The 20,723-nt window shown below is 68.5% G+C and carries 19 protein-coding genes and 1 pseudogene; 9 read left to right on the top strand and 11 right to left on the bottom strand.

Annotated elements, in window-relative coordinates; all coding sequences use genetic code 11:
* Nucleotides 1–178 precede the first annotated feature (178 nt).
* Nucleotides 179–1,531: a PLL family lectin gene (locus SROS_RS20745; protein ID WP_012890910.1), complete on the bottom strand. Its 1,353-nt coding sequence runs from the start codon at nucleotides 1,529–1,531 to the stop codon at nucleotides 179–181.
* A 1,059-nt stretch (nucleotides 1,532–2,590) separates the two neighbouring features.
* The gene (locus tag SROS_RS52220; protein WP_043652468.1) at nucleotides 2,591–2,815 is read right to left on the bottom strand and encodes a hypothetical protein; all 225 of its coding nucleotides are present in this window, start codon (nucleotides 2,813–2,815) and stop codon (nucleotides 2,591–2,593) included.
* 498 nt (nucleotides 2,816–3,313) lie between these two features.
* On the opposite strand from SROS_RS52220, the gene SROS_RS20735 reads away from it, so the two are divergent.
* Nucleotides 3,314–4,972 (top strand): hypothetical protein, encoded by a 1,659-nt coding sequence (locus SROS_RS20735; RefSeq protein WP_012890909.1) that lies wholly within the window; start codon nucleotides 3,314–3,316, stop codon nucleotides 4,970–4,972.
* Nucleotides 4,973–5,544: 572 nt separating this feature from the next.
* Here SROS_RS20735 and SROS_RS20730 read toward each other — a convergent pair.
* The 4 genes from SROS_RS20730 to SROS_RS48685 all read right to left on the bottom strand — a co-directional run bounded on the left by SROS_RS20730 (nucleotide 5,545) and on the right by SROS_RS48685 (nucleotide 8,829).
* Nucleotides 5,545–5,958 carry a Tn3 family transposase gene (locus SROS_RS20730; protein ID WP_425358633.1) on the bottom strand — a complete coding sequence of 138 codons (414 nt, stop codon included), beginning with the start codon at nucleotides 5,956–5,958 and terminating at the stop codon, nucleotides 5,545–5,547.
* Between the two features lie 25 nt (nucleotides 5,959–5,983).
* On the bottom strand, nucleotides 5,984–6,175 hold the full coding sequence (locus tag SROS_RS20725) for a hypothetical protein (RefSeq protein ID WP_043652463.1): 192 nt from the start codon (nucleotides 6,173–6,175) through the stop codon (nucleotides 5,984–5,986).
* A 109-nt stretch (nucleotides 6,176–6,284) separates the two neighbouring features.
* Complete coding sequence (locus SROS_RS20720; protein WP_043652461.1) at nucleotides 6,285–7,553, bottom strand: MFS transporter; 1,269 nt, start codon at nucleotides 7,551–7,553, stop codon at nucleotides 6,285–6,287.
* 28 nt (nucleotides 7,554–7,581) lie between these two features.
* Nucleotides 7,582–8,829 carry an aminotransferase class V-fold PLP-dependent enzyme gene (locus tag SROS_RS48685; protein WP_043652458.1) on the bottom strand — a complete coding sequence of 416 codons (1,248 nt, stop codon included), beginning with the start codon at nucleotides 8,827–8,829 and terminating at the stop codon, nucleotides 7,582–7,584.
* Between SROS_RS48685 and SROS_RS20710 the strand changes: the two genes are divergently transcribed.
* A complete protein-coding gene (locus SROS_RS20710; protein WP_043652455.1) occupies nucleotides 8,828–10,240 on the top strand; it encodes an aminotransferase-like domain-containing protein in 1,413 nt (470 codons plus the stop codon). The genes SROS_RS48685 and SROS_RS20710 overlap by 2 nt on opposite strands.
* Here SROS_RS20710 and SROS_RS47565 read toward each other — a convergent pair.
* Nucleotides 10,142–10,540, bottom strand: a complete 399-nt coding sequence (locus SROS_RS47565; RefSeq protein ID WP_169369324.1) for a Tn3 family transposase — start codon at nucleotides 10,538–10,540, stop codon at nucleotides 10,142–10,144. The genes SROS_RS20710 and SROS_RS47565 overlap by 99 nt on opposite strands.
* A 127-nt stretch (nucleotides 10,541–10,667) precedes the next feature.
* Here SROS_RS47565 and SROS_RS20700 point away from each other — a divergent pair, with 127 nt between their 5' ends.
* The gene (locus tag SROS_RS20700) at nucleotides 10,668–11,432 is read left to right on the top strand and encodes a maleylpyruvate isomerase family mycothiol-dependent enzyme (protein WP_012890905.1); all 765 of its coding nucleotides are present in this window, start codon (nucleotides 10,668–10,670) and stop codon (nucleotides 11,430–11,432) included.
* 18 nt (nucleotides 11,433–11,450) lie between these two features.
* On the opposite strand, the gene SROS_RS20695 is transcribed toward SROS_RS20700, so the two are convergent.
* The 3 genes from SROS_RS20695 to SROS_RS52215 all read right to left on the bottom strand — a co-directional run bounded on the left by SROS_RS20695 (nucleotide 11,451) and on the right by SROS_RS52215 (nucleotide 13,641).
* A complete protein-coding gene (locus SROS_RS20695; RefSeq protein WP_012890904.1) occupies nucleotides 11,451–12,293 on the bottom strand; it encodes an IS5-like element ISStro1 family transposase in 843 nt (280 codons plus the stop codon).
* Between the two features lie 237 nt (nucleotides 12,294–12,530).
* A complete protein-coding gene (locus SROS_RS20690) occupies nucleotides 12,531–12,812 on the bottom strand; it encodes a hypothetical protein (RefSeq protein ID WP_012890903.1) in 282 nt (93 codons plus the stop codon).
* Nucleotides 12,813–13,065: 253 nt separating this feature from the next.
* Nucleotides 13,066–13,641, bottom strand: coding sequence for a CPBP family intramembrane glutamic endopeptidase (locus tag SROS_RS52215; protein WP_218919882.1), 576 nt, complete (start codon nucleotides 13,639–13,641; stop codon nucleotides 13,066–13,068).
* A gap of 10 nt (nucleotides 13,642–13,651) precedes the next feature.
* On the opposite strand from SROS_RS52215, the pseudogene SROS_RS53025 reads away from it, so the two are divergent.
* From SROS_RS53025 to SROS_RS20660, 6 genes and pseudogenes are all read left to right on the top strand, one after another.
* Nucleotides 13,652–14,085: pseudogene (locus SROS_RS53025) on the top strand (transposase); the annotation flags it as partial.
* A gap of 422 nt (nucleotides 14,086–14,507) precedes the next feature.
* Nucleotides 14,508–15,086 (top strand): TetR/AcrR family transcriptional regulator, encoded by a 579-nt coding sequence (locus SROS_RS20680; protein WP_012890901.1) that lies wholly within the window; start codon nucleotides 14,508–14,510, stop codon nucleotides 15,084–15,086.
* A 118-nt stretch (nucleotides 15,087–15,204) separates the two neighbouring features.
* Nucleotides 15,205–16,542 (top strand): MFS transporter, encoded by a 1,338-nt coding sequence (locus SROS_RS20675; protein ID WP_012890900.1) that lies wholly within the window; start codon nucleotides 15,205–15,207, stop codon nucleotides 16,540–16,542.
* A gap of 35 nt (nucleotides 16,543–16,577) precedes the next feature.
* Nucleotides 16,578–17,339, top strand: a complete 762-nt coding sequence (locus SROS_RS20670) for an SDR family NAD(P)-dependent oxidoreductase (protein ID WP_012890899.1) — start codon at nucleotides 16,578–16,580, stop codon at nucleotides 17,337–17,339.
* 561 nt (nucleotides 17,340–17,900) lie between these two features.
* Complete coding sequence (locus SROS_RS54445; RefSeq protein WP_052316986.1) at nucleotides 17,901–18,215, top strand: hypothetical protein; 315 nt, start codon at nucleotides 17,901–17,903, stop codon at nucleotides 18,213–18,215.
* A 667-nt stretch (nucleotides 18,216–18,882) separates the two neighbouring features.
* Nucleotides 18,883–20,217: a TIGR04053 family radical SAM/SPASM domain-containing protein gene (locus SROS_RS20660; RefSeq protein ID WP_012890898.1), complete on the top strand. Its 1,335-nt coding sequence runs from the start codon at nucleotides 18,883–18,885 to the stop codon at nucleotides 20,215–20,217.
* Here SROS_RS20660 and SROS_RS20655 read toward each other — a convergent pair.
* Nucleotides 20,204–20,614: a pyridoxamine 5'-phosphate oxidase family protein gene (locus SROS_RS20655; RefSeq protein WP_012890897.1), complete on the bottom strand. Its 411-nt coding sequence runs from the start codon at nucleotides 20,612–20,614 to the stop codon at nucleotides 20,204–20,206. The genes SROS_RS20660 and SROS_RS20655 overlap by 14 nt on opposite strands.
* Nucleotides 20,615–20,723: the final 109 nt, after the last annotated feature.

The raw sequence follows: 20,723 nt of genomic DNA, 5'->3' as shown, positions 1-20,723 counted from the left end.
CCGAAGCCACGGGGACCCCGGTCTGCGGTGTCGGGCAGGAGGTAGTGCTCCTCCAGCAGGGCGCGTGCGGCGTCGTTGTCGCTGACGGCGCACTCCCAGATCACCTGCTCGCCGTCGCCGGTGACGTGGAAGGCGAAGAACGCGCAGCATGCCTTTTCGCGGGCGGCAGTGGCGGTTTCTACCCGTGACCGCGGTGGACGCAGAAGAGCTGGTCTTCGGTGCCGTAGGGTTCGCGGTAGGAGACGATGGCGGGGCCTTGAGCGCTCAGGTGGCCGGGCAGCCGGGTGTCGGGGCTCCAGTCGGCTGAGTTGAAGCTGGTCCACCACAGGCTCTGGTCGCCGGAGCCGCGGTGCACGCAGTACAGCCTGTTGTTGAAGACGGCCAGGGCAGGGCCCTCCGCACTCCGGTGGGCGGGCAGCCGGCGAGCGGTGCTCCAGCGCGTGCCGTCGAAACTGGTCCACCACAGGAAGTGGTCAGAGCCGCCGCCGCGGAACACGCAATACAGCACGCCGGCGTAGACGGCCAGAGCGGGGTTGGAGGCCGTGAAGTGGCTGCCGAACAGCTGGTCGTTGCTCCAGCTGGTGCCGTTGAAGCGGGTCCACCACATCTGATCGCTGTTGGCGTCCCGGTAAGCGCAGTACAGCATGCCGTTGAAGGTCGCCAGGGCCGGGCCTCGGCTGGACGCGCCGTTCATGCGGGTGTCGGGGCTCCAGCGGTTGCCGTCGAAGCGGGTCCACCACAGGCGCCTGTCGTTGCCGCCGCCGCGGTGCACGCAGTACAGGAAGTTGTTGTAAACGGCCAGGGCAGGGCCGTCGGCGCTGCGATGGGCGGGGAAGGCGATATTGTCGCTCCAGCCCTCATTGCTGCCGGGGTCGTAGGCGGTCCACCAGAGCGATTCGTCCCGGTCACCGCGGTGCACGGCGTACAGCCGGCCACGGAACTCCGCCAGCGCCGGATTGGACCTGGACAGGTGGCCGGGGAATCTCTCGTTCTCGCTCCAGTTGTGGGAGGTGTTCATGGCTGTCCACCACAGCGAGGTGTCCTGCCTGGGGGCCAGAGAGATGGGGAGGAGCATCCCCGGGGCGAACCAGGGCGACACCAGCCGACAACCGTGGTCCCTGCCGACGATCTGGATGATAAGAGAACGGATCTGGAAGGAGAGCTCGATCAACCGGCCGAGCGTCCTGGGACGGATCGCCCTGGCCACGATCTCCCCTACCAGCTCCGAGATCTCGGCGGCGGCTTGGGCGGCTGCGGCGTTGAGGACGATCTCAAAGCCCCACCATCTCGGGTTGGCGTACACCTGCATACCGTTGGCGTTCAGCTGTGTCTCGATCTGGCGAGCCCTGTCTTGGTCGGCTTGGGGGAGCTGGCTGGTCTGCTCCCCGAATTCCTTGCGGGCCTTGTCCAGATACTCCTGGGAGATCCGCTGCGCCTCCTCGTGGGGGACGGAGTACGGGATGGCCTGCCAAGCGGCGAGGGCGTCGGCCTCGGCTCTGGCGTGGTCCTGGCTGGTGCTTTCATCGGGCATGCGATCACGTCCCATTCCATAGGAGGATCCGCCGTGAAGATCGTCAGCGGCCTTGAGTATCCGGCCGTGCCCCACTACCGGCAAGAGCGTGCGGGTGGCCGGATGCGGCCACGGGCACCACGGACCGTCTCGGGCCGCTTGGATACGTGGTCGCAGGCCACTGGGCCTCCGCCGTCCGGTCCGACGTCGGCAGCGGCTTCTGGACGCAGCGGCTTGTCTGTGTCGTGACGGGGTCGGGGCAGCGTGAACAGGCCAGAGTTCGGCTTCGATCAGGACGCCTCCGGCGGGCGTGTGTCGGGGTCCCCGTGGCTTCGGCCGGAAGTCCAACGGATATGCCTCTGGCCTGCATGGACAACAGGGCTCAGGCCTGGCCTGTCAGCCTGAGACCTCCGCATAAGCGCAGGTGAAAGGCATATCCGTTGGATCCCGCGCCATTACTACCGGAACCCCGATCGGCCCCGGCAGGCGTCCGTAACTCCGTCCGAAATCAATGTCCCGCAACTTGCGGATCGGAGCCGGGTTCCGGAACATGACCAATCTCCCGAGCCACTGTCCGATACCGCGTCCGAAAGCTCATTCACCCTCGACGATCAGTCCAACGGCCCTCTCGGCATCCCGTTGACCTGCATGAACAGAGCTAACCGTGCGTTCTGGTTCCGTTGCAGGTCCAGCCCCGGAGCGGGCGTGGCAAAGCCCGCACGATCGCAGTGCTGCGGCCCCCTGCCATGCCGAGGCCAGGGCGGGCCCGGCCGCGCGAGGTCCTGGTGTCGGCCGGGTGCTGCTGCGGTGAAGATCCTGGGGCCGCGACCATGGCCGCACTGCGGCGAAGACCGCCCCCTCGCGTGCGGCACGTCGCTGGGCACGGCCTACCGTCGATGTGTGAGCCTCAAGCATGGGTTGGCCTCACCGTGCACCCCGCTGCGGCGCTTCCTGGACCGGGAGCTGTCGGCGGGCAGCCGGCCTTTGCGCGCCGCCTACCGGGCCCGGCTTCCCGCCGGGCCTTTGGTCCTGCCCGGCGGGGGGCGGGTACGAGGCCGGGACGGTGGGCACCACCATTGATCAGCGGCTGCGGCCGGCCTTCACCTGCGCCGTACCGGTCGACGCCGCCACCTTGGCCGGGATCGACGTGTGCGCGACTACCACCGATGAGATCAGCAGAATGAGGGCCAGGCCGGGGATGAGGACCAGGGCGGGAATCACGCCGAGCAGTAGGCCGCCCAGCAGAGCGCCGGCGATCGAGCCGGCGACCATGATGGCGGTGAAGCGGAGGTTGGCGCCGAGCACAGCGAAGCTGCCGTCGCGGCTGTAGCGGGCGAAGCCACCAGCATGGTGGGCAGCGACACCAGCAGCGACAGGCTGCCGACGGTCTTGATGTCGACTTGAGTTTCGCCTCTCAGCCGTGCGTGTTCTCGGAAGTCGTGGTCGTCTCCGCTTCCGAAAACATGATCCTCTCGGAAGTCCCGTTGACCTGCGCAGATCGGCTCACCTTGGGGCTGAGGACACGTTCGGGAGGAGGGCGCCTTCACGGACGCCAGTGACGCATGGTCCCCATGCGTGTCAAGACGCTGATGATATTGCCGGACCGCCCTGTTATGGCCACCTCGAGTGGCCTTGTCACGCTCCAACGCCGGGCGATTGGATCGAGAGGTGATCTTCTGCGGTGCGTCACAGGCGGGTTTTCGGATGCGCCACCCGTGTCGCCGCCTGTCCTGCCCGGCCCGGTCCTCCTGCCGCGGGCGGGCCGTCGGCCCGCACCGTCCTCCAGGAAAAGGAGTCGTGACCATGACCATGCTGACCTACACCGTCCTCACCGACCCGGCGCCCCTGGAAGCGTCAGCGGCCGGGCGACCGTCCACGGGGACGGTGTACCTGGTCATCACCAACACCGGGCAGCAGGCGGCATACTGGTCCACGATCGAGGTGAAGGTGCCCGTCGGCAATGGCATCGGCGACCTCACCTCGAACTTCAACAAGATCAAGCACAAGGGCGAGTACAACGGCACCCAGTTGGTGAACTTCCAGCCGCAGGGCTCCAACGCCTTCCAGGCCACCGCCACCAGCAGCACAACGCGTTTCGCCCCCGGCGACTACATGGTGCTGAGGCTGGAGGACGTCACCGTCGCCGCCGCCGGGCTGGCCGTGCTGAAGGTGACCGAGAAGGCCGGTAGAACCAAGACCGGGCACCGGAACAGCTTCGCGGCGGTGGCGCTGGTGAAGACCACGCCAAAGGAGCTCCCAGCGCCGCGCGACTTCCGCCCGGACAAGGCCATGGTGGACGCCGGTGAAAAGCTCACGCTGAGCTGGCAGGGGTCCGCCGGCTTCCGCTACGAGATCACCTACCCGGGCGCGTCGCAGCCCGTCCCCGTCTCCGGGGGCAGCTGGTCACCGCCTAACGCCCCGAAGCGGGCCACCACCTACATCCTCACCGCCACCGACCCCGCCACTGGGCAGCGGCACTTCCTCACCACGACCGTTCAAGTGCGCAATCCCGAACTCGAAACCCTCACCGCCACCACCGAGATCAAGACACCCCGGGTCCAGGGGACCGCGACCGACTGGGGCCTCACCATCACCGGCACAGGGGCGGAGATCTCCGACGGCTCCGGCGTGAAGGGGCCGTTGACGGCCGGCAGGGCCGTGTTCGACGGCGTGCTCACCGGGTATGTGGAGGGGCCCAATAGCGGCGAGGGAGTCATCACCTTCCTCCAGGGCGGGGTGAAAGTCTGGGGCGCAGGCGGCTCCAGCGAGCGGGGCACCCTGGAGGCCCGCGGCGTGTTCACCGAGTGGGTGGAGGGGCCCAATAGCGGTGAGGGAGTCATCACCTTCCTCCAGGGCGGGGTGAAAGTCTGGGGCGCAGGCGGCTCCAGCGACCCGGGCACCCTGTACGCCGACGGCGTGGCCACCAGGTACATGAAGGGGCTAAATGACGGCGAGGGAGACATCACCTTCGTCCAGGGCGGGGTGAAAGTCTGGCGCACAATCGGCTCCAACGACCTGGGCACCCTGTACGCCGACGGCGTCGCCGCCACGTATGTGAAGGGGCTTAATCCCGGCGAGGGAGACATCACCTTCGCCCAGGGCGGGGTGAGAGTCTGGCGCAACCGCGATTCCAACGACCCGGGCACCCTGTACGCCGGCAAGGTCAACGGCATGGCCTCAGGACGGAGCACCCCCAGCTCCAGCTGGAGGCCCACCGGATGGAACTCCCTCGACATCTACGTCGACACCTCCGCAGCCGGGTTCACCAGAAGCCCCATTTACCTCATCTCCTTCGAAGGTGACGGTGGCATGCACCACGACCTCAGCATCAGTGGCGTCTACAACGTCACCGCCACCAGCTTCAGCGTTTACCTCATATGTCGCGACGACATGCCCCTGTCGCTCGCCGAGGCCGAGCGGAACGGCTGGCATATCAACTGGGTCGGCTACGAAACTCCCTGACTTCACCACCGCTCAAGGAAACAACCCCTGCACACGACATGGGCCCGGAGGATGCTCCGGGCCCATGTCGTCGTGGAGGTGATGCAGGTAAGGCGCGTTGATCACCGGTGCCCCGGCAAGCGCGTCACGTCTGTCCCGGTCCAGCGGCTCGTGCACCCTCTCACTGCACAGGAGGGGAGAACCGCCCCGGCCGCGACCGACGGTGATCGTGGACATGTGACGCCGTCGGCCAGAAATTGCACCGGCGGCGAGACCTCCGGGGTTTGATGCAACCTGAACCTGCTCGGCCGCTACAGCTTCACCGCCTCGACCCCGGCCGCTGGCGCACCAGGGGTGCGGCCGGAATACGGCAGAAACGTACCGCGCCGATCCATGATCGACAGAAGCATGGCTCTGTCCGGTCAACCGAACGACATCTCCGCAGGTAGGCGCGTCGGTAGCCATGCCGACCGCAATCCGACCCCAGGCTGAGCACGGTCATCCGCAGCCGAAACCCCCAGCCCTCGGCTTCACCGTCCGACCTGCGGATTCGACTGACCGCGGCCCGTTTCTGCCGTATTCCGGTGGCACCCCTAGTGGGCGAACGCCTCCCCGAGGCCGGTGGTGCGGCCGTTGGCCGACAGCATCCGGATCAGGTCGTAGGCGCGCATGCTGCCGGTGGTGAGCAACCCGGCCACCCGCACCATGTCCGCCCAGTGGGCGCGGATGCGGTCCAGGCGGACAGTGTGGCGGGACATGTGTTCCAGCGGCCCGTAGACCGCGCGGGTGTTGGTGCGCCACAGCCGGGTGTCGGCCAGGTCGGCGATGCGGGGCGAGAACTGGTAGCCGCAGATGGCGAACAGGCCGAACACGATGTCGGAGCAGGAGCCGGTATCGGTGATCACCGTCTCCGGTTTCGGGCCGCCGTCCAGGTTGAAGATGGCGTCCAGGATGAACGGCGAGTCACGCAAGGTACCGGGCACGACCAGGCCGCCGATGCCCATCACCTGGTCGTTTACTGGGGGAGATCACTTATTCGAGGGGTGCAGTATTCCCCTGCCGGAGGTCCTCGGCTCGGGCGGCGAGGTAGGCGCTCCAGTCCCGCTTGGCGATGTTGGCCCACCGGACGGCGGTGTTGATGTGCAGGCCGAGGATGTCGGCCAGGATCGGCGCGGGGATGTCGTCGACCAGGGCGACCAGCCCACCGCCCCAGGCGCCGGCCAAGGCGATGGACTGCTGCGCGGTGATCAGCGCGGCGTTGGCCGCATTTAGGCTGGAGCTCGCCCCGCCCTGAAGCCGCCACCAACGACCTGTCGTCGACGACAGGTCGTGCTTAGCCGTTTCCAGCAGCGGCGGGTTCTGGCGGCGCCGCTGGCAGGGTGCGGAGCCGGCTCACCGGGGAGATGATGAGCCCGATCACTACGGCGGCCGAGCCGACGGACGCCGCGGTGAGCGCACCCTTGGCGCCGACCGCACCCGTGAGGAGGCCGGCGGACAGACCGCCGAGTGCGCCGCCACCGAACAGCAAGGTGCGGAAGACCGCGGTCATGCGGCCCATCATCGCCTGCCGGGTGCTGGTCTGGCGCAGGCTGACGATGATGACATTGGCGACGCCGAGGCCCAGGTAGGTGACAAAGAAGGACAGGACGAACATTCCCACCATCACCGGCCTCGGGCCGCCCGCCAGGACGATCAGTGTCGGGCCCAGCAGGAGAGCCGTCTGAGCCACGAGATAGACCAGCCCGAGCCGGAATCGCGCGATGATCTTCCGGGAGATCACCGCGCCGATCAAGCCGCCCACGGAGGCCGTCGCGAAGATGCCGCCCAGGGTCGTGGAGTCCAGCTGCAGATCACGCGTGCCGTACAGCAGGAACATGGTCCAGACGGTGACCATGGAGAAGTTGCAGCAGAACCCGACGAGGGCCAGCGCTCGCAGGATCGGATTGCCGAAGACCCAGCGCAGACCCTCGCGCAGTTCGGTCAGCAGGCGTCTCTTCGCCGCAGGTGGTTCTGGGCATGGCTCGTGCGTGCGGATCAGCAGCAGGGACGCCAGTGACACCAGGTAGGAGAACGCGTCGACGACCAACGCCGCCGGCGCCGTCAGCGCACTGATCAGGGCACCGGCGAGCCCGGGACCGGCCACGTCAGCCGCCGACGAGCTGATCCCCATCTTGGCACCGGCCTCGACGTAGTGCTTGGGGTCCTTCACGACGGTGGGCACGAAGGACATCCAGCTCACGTCGAACAGCACCGACGCGACGCCGATGACGCAGGCGATGACCAGTAGCGGTGCCATGCTGAGGACGTCCAGCCAGGACAGGACCGGGATCAGGGCGAGCAGGACCATCCGGGTGAGGTTGGCCCACACCATGACAGGCCGCCGCCTGACCCGGTCGACCCAGACCCCGAACAGCAGAGCGAGCCCAAGGTAGGGCGCGAGCTGCAGGAACCGCAGAAGACCGACCTGCTCGTCGGTGGCATGGAAGGCATAGATCGCGGTCAGCGGCAGCGCGAGGTTGGTGACCTGGGTGCCGAGCAGCGACAGGGTCTCACCGAGCCAGAACTTCAGGAAGTCGCTGTTGCGCCACAGTCCTTCCCGCACGGAGGCAGCACCCGGCTCGGTGAGAGGTTCAGCGGTCGTCACGGCTGCCGCCTGCGACGCTGAGGTCGGCGACCGCCGCGACGACCTGGTCCACTTCCTGTTCGGTGTTGTAGTAGTGCGGCGACAGGCGCAGGCACCAGTCGATGTCCTTGTCGCCGAAGTCGAACTGCGCGAAGTGGCGGTAGCTGAGCGCCGAGTTGATACCGCGTGCGTCCATGGCGGCCTTGAACGGCTCCGGCTGCCAGCCGTCGATGGCGAAGGTGACCAGGGCGCCCAGTTGCCGGCCGTGGTCGAGCACGCGGACTCCGGGCAGATCGGCGAGCCTGTCGCGTAGGCCGGCGGCCAGGGCGGGGGTACGGCGGGCGATGGCATCCATGCCGACCTGGCGGGCGTAGCGTGCGGCGGCGGCGCAGCCGAGGACGATGGCGTAGGGGAACTCCCAGTCCTCGAATCTGGCCGCCGTCTCGACGGGCTGGTAGCGGCCCGGCTCGACCCAGCGCGCGCCGTACATGTCGATGAACAGCGGTTCGTAGCCAGCGCGCAGGACGCGGTCGGACACGTACAGGAAGCCAGAGCCGCGGGGGCCGCGCAGGAACTTGCGGCAGGTGGCGGTGAGCAGGTCGCAGCCGATCTCCGCGACGTCGATCGGGTACTGGCCGACCGACTGGCAGGCGTCGACCAGGTACAGCAGATCCAGTTCGCGGCAGAGCCGGCCGATGTCGGCGACCGGCTGGACCAGGCCGGAGTTGGTGGGGATGTGGGTGGCGGCCACCAGCCGGGGCCGGTGCTCGCGCATCAGGGCGGCCATCGCCGCCACGTCCACCCCGCCCTCGGGCACGTCAGGAGCGTGCACCAAACGCACGTCGAACCTCTTGCTCAGCGACAGGAAGGCGATCTGATTGGAGATGAAGTCGTTGCGGGTCGTGAGGATGACATCACCGGCCTCGAACGGGATCGCCGACAGGGCGGTGGAGAACGCGTGGGTGGCGCTACCGGCGAACGCGATGTTCTCGGGAGCACCGTTGATCAGGGCGGCGGTCTCGGCGTAGAACTCGCGGACTTGCTCGGCGCGGGCGGCCGAGGCCTCGTAGCCACCGATGCTCGCCTCCAGTTGCAGGTGGTCGACCATCGCGGCCAGTACAGGCGCGGCCAGCAGACCACAACCGGCGTTGTTGAAGTGCACGACGTCGCCGGCGCCGGGGGTGTCCGCGCGCAGGGCCGCGATGTCCAGAAGCGATTCTGGGGAAATCGTGGAAGCGCTATTATCAATTCTCATGTCAGACAGTAGCAGTTCTGCGGAGTTGGCGACCAGGATGCGCACGATGATCGACCGGCTGTCACCGGGTGAGCGTCTGCCCAGCAGCCGCGAGCTGATCCGGCGCTACCAGGTCGGCCCCGCCACCGTGTCACAGGCGATCGCCACGCTCGCCGCCGAAGGCCTGGTGGTCACCCGTCCAGGCAGCGGCACGTACGTGGCAGCACACGCCCAGCGGCGCGCCAAAGTGGCCGATACCGCCTGGCAGACCGTCACCCTCGCCGACCGGACCGTGGACACCCGAATCCTCACCGGCGCCGTCGGTGCGCCGCCCGCAGGTACGATCATGCTGGACGGCGGCTACCTGCATCGATCGCTCCAGCCCACCCAGATCCTGACCGCGGCGCTGGCCCGCGCCGCACGCCGCCCCGACGCCTGGGACCGCGCCCCCGCCAGCGGCCTGGCGGCCCTGCGCAGCGTGTTCGCCACCATGGCCGGCGGCGGCGTGAGCGCGGACGACATCCTGGTCACGGCCGGCGGGCAGAGCGCCCTGTCCATGGCGTTCCGGGCCATCGCGGCGCCGGGTGACCCCGTCCTGATGGAGTCGCCCACCTATCCGGGAGCGATAGCCGCCGCCAGGGCAGCCGGCCTGCGCCCGGTACCGGTGCCGATGGATGCCGACGGCCTGCAACCCGACCTCCTGGCCGACGCCTTCGCCATGACCCGCGCACGCCTGCTGTACTGCCAGCCGGCCTATCACAACCCCACCGGCACCGTGCTGGCGCCACAACGCCGCCGACAGATCATCGATGCGGCCAGGGCGGCGGGCGCATTCGTGATCGAGGACGACTTCGCGCGACACCTCGGCCACGGCACGCCGGTGCCACCGCCCCTGCTGGCCGACGATCGCGACGGCACGGTGGTCTACCTGACCTCGCTCACCAAACCGGCGGCGCCGAGCCTGCGCATCGGCGCCCTGGTGGCCCGAGGCCCGGTGATGGAACGCCTGCGCGCCACCCGCCTGGTCGACGACTTCTTCGTCACCCGCCCGCTCCAGGAAACAGCGCTCGAACTCCTTAGCTCTCCCACGTGGGAACGGCATGTCCGTTCTCTGGCCGCAGCCCTGCGGGAGCGGTGCGGAGCGCTGGCGGCCGCCGTCACGCACGAACTTCCCCACTGGACCCTCACCCGCATCCCCACGGGCGGACTGCACCTGTGGGTCCGCCTGCCGTACGGCACGGACGACACCGTGATCGCCGACACGGCTCGTCAGCACGGCGTCGCCGTCAGTGCCGGCAACCGCTACTTCGCCACCGAGCTCCCGGCGGCCTATCTACGCCTCGGCTTCGCCGCCACCGCCGACCGCACCGAGCTGATCGAAGCCGCACGCCGACTCGCATCCGCCCACGAGCACGCCGCCGGCACGCGCTGATCGAAGCGCCAAAACCACATCCACCGCCCGCGGACCTCCTAGCATTCCGCTGACCTGCAGGTCGGCCTGGGCCTTGATCCGGCGGCGACAGCCGGGTTCGTCGGCCATCCGCAGGATGTGCAGCGTCTTGGCGATCCGGCCGTAGTGCGCGATCGCATCGCCCAGCGGGGTGGGGCGGCCGTCGCGCGACAGCATCCGGATCACGTCGTGGGCGCGGACCGCGCCGGTGTGGATCGAACCGATGATGCGCAGGATGTCCCTCCAGTGCCGCTCGATGCGTCCCAGGTCGATGCCGGGCATGACGAGCATCCGAACGAAAAGTCCCGTTAGCGGAGCAGGGTCCCGCGGCTTAGAGCGCCCGGCAGTAGGCGTGCTGGGCGGTCTTAATCGAGTGCGAGAGTCCCGGTCCGGGTGATACAAGGTCTGCGTGCCTGAGCATCTCTACTTCCCCACCCTGCTGCGGATGATTGACGAGCGGTCCGCCGCGTTCCGCGCCACCGTCGCCGCGGCCCCCAGCCTCGACGCCGACGTCCCGTCCTGCCCGGGCTGGACGCTGTACGACCTGGCGAACCACCTCAGTGAGGGGGACCGCTTCTGGGCCTACATCGTGCTGAACACCGCGCCGGGCGACGAGCGGCCGAGCAAGGACGGGCTGGCGGCGCCCAGGGAGCGCAAGGCCCTCATAACCTGGCTGGCCGACTCGACGGAGCAGCTGCTTACTGCTCTGCGCGAGGCCGGCCCGGACCGGGGCTGCTGGGCCTGGTGGGAGCCGCTGGCCTCGCCGCACACGGTGGCCGCCGTGGCCCGCCGCCGCGTCCCGGAGTCGCTGATCCACACCTACGACGCCCAGCTGGCCTCCGGTACCCCGCAGGAGCTGCCGACGACCGAGGCGGGCGACGCCATCGAGGAGTTCCTCGCCACCGTCTGCACCGGCACGGTCCCGTGGCCGGGCGAGCCCGCCACCATGGACTACCACGCAGCCGAGGCTGGCTCCTGGCGCCAGACGGTGGACGCCACCGGTTCCCGCTTCACCCGCCTCACTGCGGCGGAGGCCGCCGAGAGCAAGCCCACCGCCGCCATCTACGGCACGGCGAGCGAGATGGCCCTGCTCATGTACATGCGCATCCCGGCTGGCTCGCTGCGGATGGAGGGCGACGCCGACCTGCTCCAGCAGATGCAGGGCTGGGGCTAAGACCGACCGGCAAATGGATCACTTGAGGCGTCGGGTGGTGGGGCGGCCGTCCCAGCGGTAGCGCGGGGTCGCGCGGCGGATGAGCATACGCAGCGTGACGATCGCTGCGGACAGATAGAGGTAGAAGTCCACGACGCGGCTGCGCTTCTCGGTACAGCGCCGCAACTTGCCGAAGCCGTTCATCCATGCGTGGCTCCGCTCCACCACCCACCTCTTGCCGGCCTGGATCGGGGCGGGGATGCCTTTGCGGGCGATCTCGCCAGTGAAGCCCAACTCACCAAGCGCAGATCGGGTCTTGTCGCTGTCGTAGCCGCGGTCCAGGTTCACGTTGACCCGGTCGGGCAGCTCGCCGACCTGTTCCTTGGTGACCTTCAGGGTGGGCACGAGCAGCGGGGAATCGTGCCGGTTGGCCCCGGCCGAGACGATGCCGAGCGGGACGCCGGTGGCTTCGGTGGCCACCGAACGCTTCAGGCCCTGTTTGCCTCGGTCCACCGGGGAGCGGCCGGCGCTCTCCCCGCCGCCAGGTGCCTTGGTGATGCAGCCATCCACGGAGAGTTCGTCGAGTTGCAGGCCGATCATACGGTCGTACGCCTGTAGGGCGAGCGCGTGGATCTTCTCAACTATCCCAATCTGGGCCCAGTAGTTGACGCGGCGTCTGATCGTACGGTCGGAGCAGCCCGGAGTGGCGATGCGCTCGTAGCCGGAGCCGTGGACCAGCGCAGCGATCACGTGCTCGAAGACGGTCCGGTCCGGGATGCGCGGGTTGTGGCAGCCAAGCGGGTGCGCGTCGACGTGTTCGGGAAGCAGAGCCACGAACTGGTCCCACAGGGGTCCGAGCAGGCATGATGGCAGGACAGGCACGAGCCCTCCGGTGATCACTGAGCGTAGAGAACTCCATGATCACCTGGGCTCGTGCCTGCTCGGTATCCGGGGGCGTGCTGGGCATGCCCAGCACGCCTACTACCGGGCGCTCTTAACGTGACATTCCGTTCGGGTGCGCTTCGCTGATGGATTTCCTCAGGTCGAGACCGTCAGATGAGGCAGCGGGTGTGGCATCCCTGGTTCGGAAGGGAAGTGGTCTCCTGCGGGGCTGTTCGCTCAGGTGATCGGAGTCCGTCCGGTTGGCTGGTCGGGCAGGAGGTCCGCGATTGCGGTACGTATGGCAACCCGACTCACCCCATGAGCACGCGCAAGGGCCGCGATCGAGGCACCGTTGTCCTGGAAGGCCGCCCTCACTTCCTCCAGCAGCACCTCATCGGCCGGGTGGAACCCCTCTGCGACGCCTTCGGTCCGGACCAGGAGCCCGGCCTCGGCGAGGATGTGCCGCTGCCGCAGCAGCGACTGGGTCGCGGTGGACGAGCGGGAGTAGACGATCCGCATCGGCGCTCCCCGGGAGAGTCGGACCCCCTTCTATCTGTTGGGAAATCCTGTCGTCAATTCAGACCCGTATCGGCCGTCCAGAGCGGTGTTTAATCCGCCAATGCCCGGTTTTCCGGGCTGTTCGGGGCGTGTCGGCTGCCTGTCGGGAAACCTGCTAATCCCGACACCACCGGAAAGCGCGACGCGACGCTACGCGACTCGGCTCCGTGATCTGATCGCCGAATATCACCTGAGCGGACCCCTCTCCGGCGGCTCAGGCCAGCGCGCCGGCCAGCAGGAAGATCGCGGTTCCGTGCGCGAGAGCAGCGGCGATAACACCGCTGCGCAGCCGCAGGAAAGCACAGATCAGACCCTCGTACAGGGTGAAGGTCAGCAGTGGCCAGCCGGCATCGGTGACTGTCGAGGCGAGGGAGGCGTGACAGGCGGCGAACAGCAGCGCCGCACGGATGGCGCTGGTGCGCTGTTCCAGTCGGCCCTGCAGGAATCCGCGAAACAGCACCTCCTCGGCGAGGTTGCCCGCCAGGCTGAAGGCCGGCAGCACCGGCAGCAAGGTGACGGCGACCGCTCCGCCTCGATCGGCCATCGGCGTCAGGAGCGACAGCAGCAGGACCGGGCCGGCGGCCGGCACACCTCCGCCGATGCCCCAGGCGAGCGTTGTCGGCGTGAGGCGGCCCCAGCGCACCAGCGAGCGGAGCCCGCCCTCCAAGCGCAGCACGCCGACGGTCAGGGCCAGTGTGCCGAGGCCGGACAGCAGCAGGATGCCCGCCTGGTCAGTGAAGCGCAGCCACGGTCGGCGTGGCGGCTGGCGATGGATGTCGGATCTCGACAAGGTCGTGCAGGTGTCTGCCGAACTGGTCCCTGATGATCTGTGGGAGCGGGTGGCACCGCTACTGCCGCCCCATCCCCCGCGTCGCCGGCGCCACCCTGGACGTCTGCCGATCGATGACCGTATGGCCTTGGCCGGTGTCATCTATGTCCTCCACAAAGGCGTGGCCTGAAGTGATGTGCCTGCTTCAGTCGTCGGCCGTTCCGGGGTGAGGTGCCGGCGACGGCCGCGGGACGGGACCGCCGCCGGCGTCCGGCCACGCCTGTATGAGCTCCTGCCGGCCGAACTACGTGCAGCAGGCCTGCTCGATCTCAACCAGGCGGCCGTCGATGGCTCCCACATCCGTGCCCTGAAAGGGGGGACCACGTCGGCCTCTCACCCGTCGACCGAGGCCGTCCCGGTTCCAAGCAGCACCTGATCGTCGACACCCACGGCACACCCCTGGCCGGGTGTAGCTCGTTTTCAGGGACTGGTTGACCTGGGGTTTTGAGGGTCTGCTCGCGGTGGGCGGGGTCGTTGTAGGTTCTCAAGCCGCGTGTCACTTTCTCACCGGCGATGACACCTGGATCGCACAAATGACACGAGGTTGAGATTTCCTCGCCTACGAGCCACGCAGCCCGTCTGATCAAGTGAGTGAGAAGCCACCTGGACGGGCGCTGCCTGCCTGCTGCGCCACTTCGCCAACGACGACCAACAGCGTGACGCTCCGCCGGCACCCGCTGACGATTCCTGATCAGTATCGGCGCGTTCACTCACCGGATGCGACCTCCTGTCGCGCAACTCTGAGGCTGTTTCTCCCACTGCGGACAGGCGCATCCCCGCCACCTCTTATTTGACAGTTCATTCTAGAAAGCCGTAGGTTCTGCCGTATGGCAAGGACCAAGGAGTTCGATCCTGACGCGGTGCTGCAGGCGGCCCTGGAACTGTTCTGGCAGCGGGGGTACGAGGCGACGTCGATGGCCGACCTCGTCGAGCACCTGGGAATCGGCAGAGCCAGCATCTACGCCACTTTCGGCAACAAGCGCGACTTCTACCTGAAGGCCTACGAGCGCTACCTGCAAAACGGGATCGACTTCGTCGGCCTGCTGTCACAACCGGGGCCAGTGCTGCCCGCCGTACGCGCGCTGATCGAGCGTTTCGCCGAGGAGTCCGCGCACGACGAGAAGCGCCGCGGCTGCCTGGTGGTCAACACTGCCGTGGAGGTGGCACCGCACGACCCCGCGCTAGCCCGGCGGGTGGAGTCCAACTGGGATTTCATCGAGACCACGCTGACCTCAGCGCTGACCAGGGCCCGCGCCCAGGGCGAGCTCACCGAGGAGAAGGATCCTCGGGCGCTCGCCCGGTTCCTGCTGACCGTGATGCAGGGCATGCGGGTCATCGGCAAGGGTTCCAGCGACCCCGAGCGCCTCTACGACACCGCCGCACAGGCGCTGCGCGCTCTCGAATAGCCCCGTCCTCCTCTGGCGTGGAGTTTCCGCACCCTTGAAGCGGAGCTTCGACGCCCTCAAATGAAGCGAGGCTTTCACGCCTTCAAACTAGAACGATCAGTCTAGAAAGGAAGGGTCTGTGACTACCCCACTGGCCGTCTCGCCCGCACCCACGCGGCCGACCGCCCCCGCCTTCGCTCTGCTCGGCACCGTCCAGATCGTGCTGATCTCGGGCATAACCGTCGTCTCCGTCGCCCTGCCTGCGATCCAGGACGAGTTGCGGCTCAGCGGTGGCGACCTGGCGCTGGTCAGTACGGCGTACGGGCTGGCGTTCAGCGGGTTACTGCTGCTCGGCGGCAGGCTGGCGGACCTGTATGGCAGGCGCCAGGTGTTCATGCTGGGCCTCGGTCTGTTCGGGGTTTCCTCGGCTGCGGCCGCCCTGGCCCCCGGGCTCGCCCTGCTGCTCACCGCGCGGTTCGCTCAGGGCATCGGTGCCGCCCTGGCGGCTCCCTCGGCCATGGCCCTGCTCGGCGTGCTTTTCCCCGACCCCCACAGGCGGGCCCGGGCCACCGCCGTCTGGGGTGGTCTGGCGGGCATCGGTGCGACCGGGGGCATGCTGCTGTCCGGCGTGTTCGCCGAGTGGGCGTCATGGCGGTGGGCATTCGGCGTGCCGGTGATCGCCGCGGCCCTCGCCATCGTGGCGGCACCCCGGCTACTCCCCGCCGATCGGCCGGTACGGCGTGCTCGCATCGACATCCTCGGCGCCGCACTGGTGACGGCAGGGCTCTCGACACTGAGCTACGGGCTGGTGGAGAGCTCGTACGGCCCGCTCATCGGCGGAGTCGTTCTGCTGCTCACCTTCATGGTCGTGGAATCCCGTACGGCTGCCCCTCTGGTGCCGCCGGCGTTCTTCGCCGCACCGCGAAGAGCCGTCGCGCTGGCGGCGATCGTACTTGGCTCAGCGGGCATGGCCACCAGTCTCTTCTTCCTCTCGCTCCATCTCCAGCAGGTTCGTGGCCTATCTCCGCTGCTGACCTCTGCCGCGTTCCTGCCGTACGGCGCGGTCCTGATCGGTACGGGCGCGGTCGCCGGGCGGCTACTGGGGCGCTTCGGCATCCGGATCGTTCTCACGACCGGCCTGATCATGGCCGCCGCCGGACTGGCCCTGGTCAGCAGGTTCGACGGCGCCCTCGTCGCCGGACTGCTGGTCCTGCCGTTCGGCATCGGCCTGACGTTCGCCGGCGCGACCGTGGCCGCGGTCGCCGATGTGCCCGACGAGCAGGCCGGGCTCGCCGGTGGCGTGGTCAACACCGCGATGGAGATCGGACCGACCCTCGGTCTCGCCGTACTGGTGTCACTGGCCGCGGTACAAGCCGGTGACACAACCTCCGGCTACGGCTTCGCGCTCGGCATCGCCGCTGTCGCCTTCATCCTCATCGCCCCGATCGCAGCCCTGCTACTGCGCACCCCTCAATAAGAACCCGACAAGAACTCGATAAGAAGGAGAACATCATGACCGCTCGATTCATCGGCAAGGTCGCCCTCGTCACCGGCGGCGGCTCCGGCATCGGCCGTGCGACCGCGCGGGCCTTCGCCCGTGAAGGCGCCACCGTCGTCGTCTCCGGGCGTGACGCGGAGAATCTCGACCAGACGGTCAAGCTGATCGAGGCCGAGAGCGGGCGCGCGAGTTTCGTCACCGCCGACGTCACCCGGCAGGAGGATGTCGCCCGGATGGTCGCGACGACCGTGGAGCGTCACGGCGGCCTGCACATCGCGCACAACAATGCCGGTGTCTTCGGCCAGGCCGCTCCGCTCGCCGACCTCGACGTCGACGGCTGGCGTGACGTGCTGGACGTCAACCTGACCGGCGTGTTCCTGTCGATGAAATACGAGATCCAGCACATGCGCTCGAATGGCGGAGGCACGATCGTCAACACCGCCTCCAACATCGGTGCCCATCGCAGGCTTCCGGGGGCGAGCGCGTACGCCACTTCCAAGGCGGGCGTGAGCTTCCTGACCCGCGCCGCGGCACTCGACCACATCGATGACGGCATCCGCATCAACGCGGTCAGCCCCGGAGCCAGCGACGGCCCGATGTCATCGCTGCCCGGCGAGAGCCGCGAGGAACGCGACGCCCGTCTCGCCCCGTCGATTCCGCTCGGTAGGGTCGGCAACCTCGAGGAGGTCGCCGCCACCGTGCTGTGGCTCGCCTCCCCCGAGTCCGGATTCGCCGTCGGCCACGACCTCGTCATCGACGGCGGCGCCACCGCCTGATCACAAAGCGACCCGGGATCCCCTGATCACAAGGAGAAGGTGCGCCGGCGCCATATCCGCTCTTGAACCGCATCGACCGAGTACGCGAGCAGCACAGGCTGACCCAAGAACGTTCGGGGAACCGGCTGATGTTGATCGTAAGACGATCAACCGGATCGAGAACGGCATGCACAGTCCATCACTGGACCAGGCACTTCAAGATCTCTGACGTTCTTGAAGCGCCTGCGCGGGAGCTGTTTCCCGATATGGACGGGCGCCACGGGAGAGATCCGCACCGGGCTCGTAGCTGAATCTTCTGTCGAAGTTGAAGCGGATGACTGAGCGGGGCTGGCTGAGTGAGGACGCCCCAGGCATGTTCGCGGTGACCGACAGGTGGAGGACCGGATCGCCCGGTAGAGGGGGATGTCACCGCGTCGTCACCGCCACGGTGCTTGCGCAAGAGGGCTCTTCTTCCCCAGGTTCGAAGGTGCGAACCAATGTCGGACCTAAAGAAGAGGAGCCCGGTGAAACCGTACGACACGGCCACGGTGACTGACGCGTTTGCGGCGTCGAAGGAGACCTTTGCGTATCCGGTGGGTCGGTAAACGGCAGCTCGAGCAACTGGTGCAGGCGGCTGCGGTCGATATCGACGCCTTCTACCAGCAGAAGATCCCGATCCCATGCACCACGAGCACCTTGTTGGTGCTCAGTGTGGACGGCAAGGGCATCGTGATGCGCCCCGAAGCGTTGCGGCCCGCCACCGCCAAAGCGGCCGCCCGCCGCACTCCGGCCTTCCGCACCCGTCTGGCGGCCGGGGGAAATCCTGCCGCAAGCGGATGGCCACCCTGGGGGTCGTCTACGACGCCGAACCCGCGCCACGACGTCCGCACGATGTGATCGCCGTTCCCGGCGGGCGCCACGGCCGGCGACCGTCCCGTGCCGGGCCGCACGCCAACCGCAAGTGGTTGTGCGGCTCGGTGATTGCCGACCCCCACACCGTGATCGAGAAGGTCTTCGACCACGCCGAACGCTGCGGACCCGGCTCATCGACGCTGACCCGAAATGGGGTACGGCCGGAACGCGGCGGAACCGGCCGTATCGCGGAGTTCGGTGAGCAGCGGGTTCAGCCGAGGTCGGGGAAAACCGGCCATGGGCCGATCGTGTTCGTAGTCTCGGAAGTGGACCTGGACCTCTGCGGGCCTCCCTCCTGAGGACTGCCGTCATCGCTCAGGCTGACCGCGGCCGCGATCCCCTCGGCATGCTCTTACCCGTAGCAGCACTGCCCGGGGGGGTCGCCCGCCTGGACACTGCACGGTGATGATGAGCGGCCTGAGCTGATTCCGCCCGATTCTCCATCCGTGGCAGTTCGCGGACCAGCATCGCCGGTAGCTCGAAGCCTTCCGCCGCAACAGACATCGGCAGGTGACCAGGGGCCTTTCCCTTCGGGACTTTGGCCACTACGCCGCCTGTGCGTGGGCCCGGTTGACTCTTTCCCACGCCCGCATCCAGCCGGGGCGGCCGGTGCCGCGTCGGCGGACTCGCCGCCGAGCAGGAGGTTTCCCCCGTGCCGATCGCCGAACCGCAGGCCTGCCCAGGTGAACCGGGTGAGCGGACGGCCTGCCCGGTCCGGCACGTCCACCGCGACGTCGCCGCCGCCCCCTTCATCGTCATCTGGGAGGCGACCCGCGCCTGTCCCCTGGCCTGCCTGCACTGCCGGGCCGAGGCCAGGCCCGAGCGCGACCCCGCCGAGCTGTCCACCGCCGAGGCCGTGGACCTGATGCGGCAGATCACCGCGTTCGGCCGCCCCGCCCCGCTGTTCGTCATCACCGGCGGCGACCCCTTCGAACGCCCCGACCTGTACGACCTGGTCGAGCGCGCCCGCGAGCTCGAACTGTCCCCGTCGGTCTCCCCGTCGGCCACCCCCGCCCTCACCCCCGTCGCCCTCACCCGCCTGCGCGACGCCGGCGCCTCGGTCATCTCCCTCAGCCTTGACGGGGCCACCGCCGGACGCCACGACGGCTTCCGCGGCTTCGACGGCGTCTTCACCCGGACCCTGCGCTCCTGGCAGGCCGCCTGCGACACCGGCCTCAAAGTGCAGATCAACACCACCGTCACCAAGACCAACCTGATGGACCTGCCCGACATCGCCCGCCTGGTCCGCGACCGGGGAGCACTGCTGTGGAGCCTGTTCCTGCTCATTCCCACCGGCCGGGGCCGCAGCCTGACCTCGCTGACCGCCGCCGAGACCGAGGACGTCCTCAACTTCGCCTACGACATCGGAGCCGCCGTCCCCGTCAAAGCCACCGAGGCCCACCACTTCCGCCGCATCGCCATCCAGCGGCACATCCTGCAGGCCCGCGGCGCCGACCATGTGCAGGCCCTCGGACTCGGACCGGTCTACCGCGCCCTGCACCGGCGCGCCGTACGCGCCGGTCTCGTCCGCGCCACCCGCACCCGTCGCCCCCCGATCGACGTCAGCGCCGGCCGCGGCCTGGTGTTCGTCTCCCACAACGGAGAGGTCTCCCCGTCGGGATTCCTGCCGTTACCGGCCGGAAACGTCCGCGACCGTCCGCTGACGGAGATATACCGGACCTCGCCGGTCTTCACCTCACTGCGCGACCCCGGCCTGCTGGCCGGACGCTGCGGGGCCTGCGAGTTCCGCGCCGTGTGCGGCGGATCCCGCTCCCGGGCCTACGCTACCAGCGGCGACGTCCTGGCCGAGGAACCGTGGTGCTCGTATGTGCCCGGCGGCTTCCCCTACCAGGACGAGCTGAGGAAGTATCTCGGCGCAGCCGTTGGAGCGCCGGGGCTGGGACATGACGGCGGGCCGCCACCCCGTCCGATCGGAGACGGCGGCCCGCTGAGGCCGGGCACGGACGGTGGGGTCAACTGCCGGTGATCCGGCGGCCGGAGACCTGCTCGGCCTCGATGACGATGAAATGGTCCCGCTCACCCGGCGCCCACGGCATCAGCGGCAGCCCCGCCAGCCGGGCCGCCTCCTGCGGGTCGTCCACCGCCCGCGCATGCCCCACCACGGTCACCGACCAGCCGGTCCGGCCTTGCGGGTCGAAGTCGTCGGCTTCGAAGGCCACGATGGTCCGGCGCGTCGCGGCGGCCAGCTTGGAGCCGACCGTGGTACGGATGACAATGTCAGTGCCGTCCAGCACGAAGTTGACCGGCTGCACCGCCGGCAGGGCGCGGTCGGTGAAGACGATCCTTCCGATCGGCGCCGTCGCCAGCAGAGCCATGCACTCCTGGGGGAAGAGAACCTGCAGACCGGCGGAGTCAAGTTTCATACCTTTCAGGATCGCTGAACGTCTGCGTGCGTGGGCAGGGACGAAAGTCCTTTCCTGCCCGCGCCGATGTCCCTTCCATCCGGCTCTCAGATGTCGTCGGCGGTGACAG

The sequence above is a fragment of the Streptosporangium roseum DSM 43021 genome, from assembly GCF_000024865.1.
Lineage (GTDB): Bacteria > Actinomycetota > Actinomycetes > Streptosporangiales > Streptosporangiaceae > Streptosporangium > Streptosporangium roseum.
The sequence above is the reverse complement of the archived record's forward strand: the minus strand, read 5'-3'. Positions and strand labels throughout refer to the sequence as shown.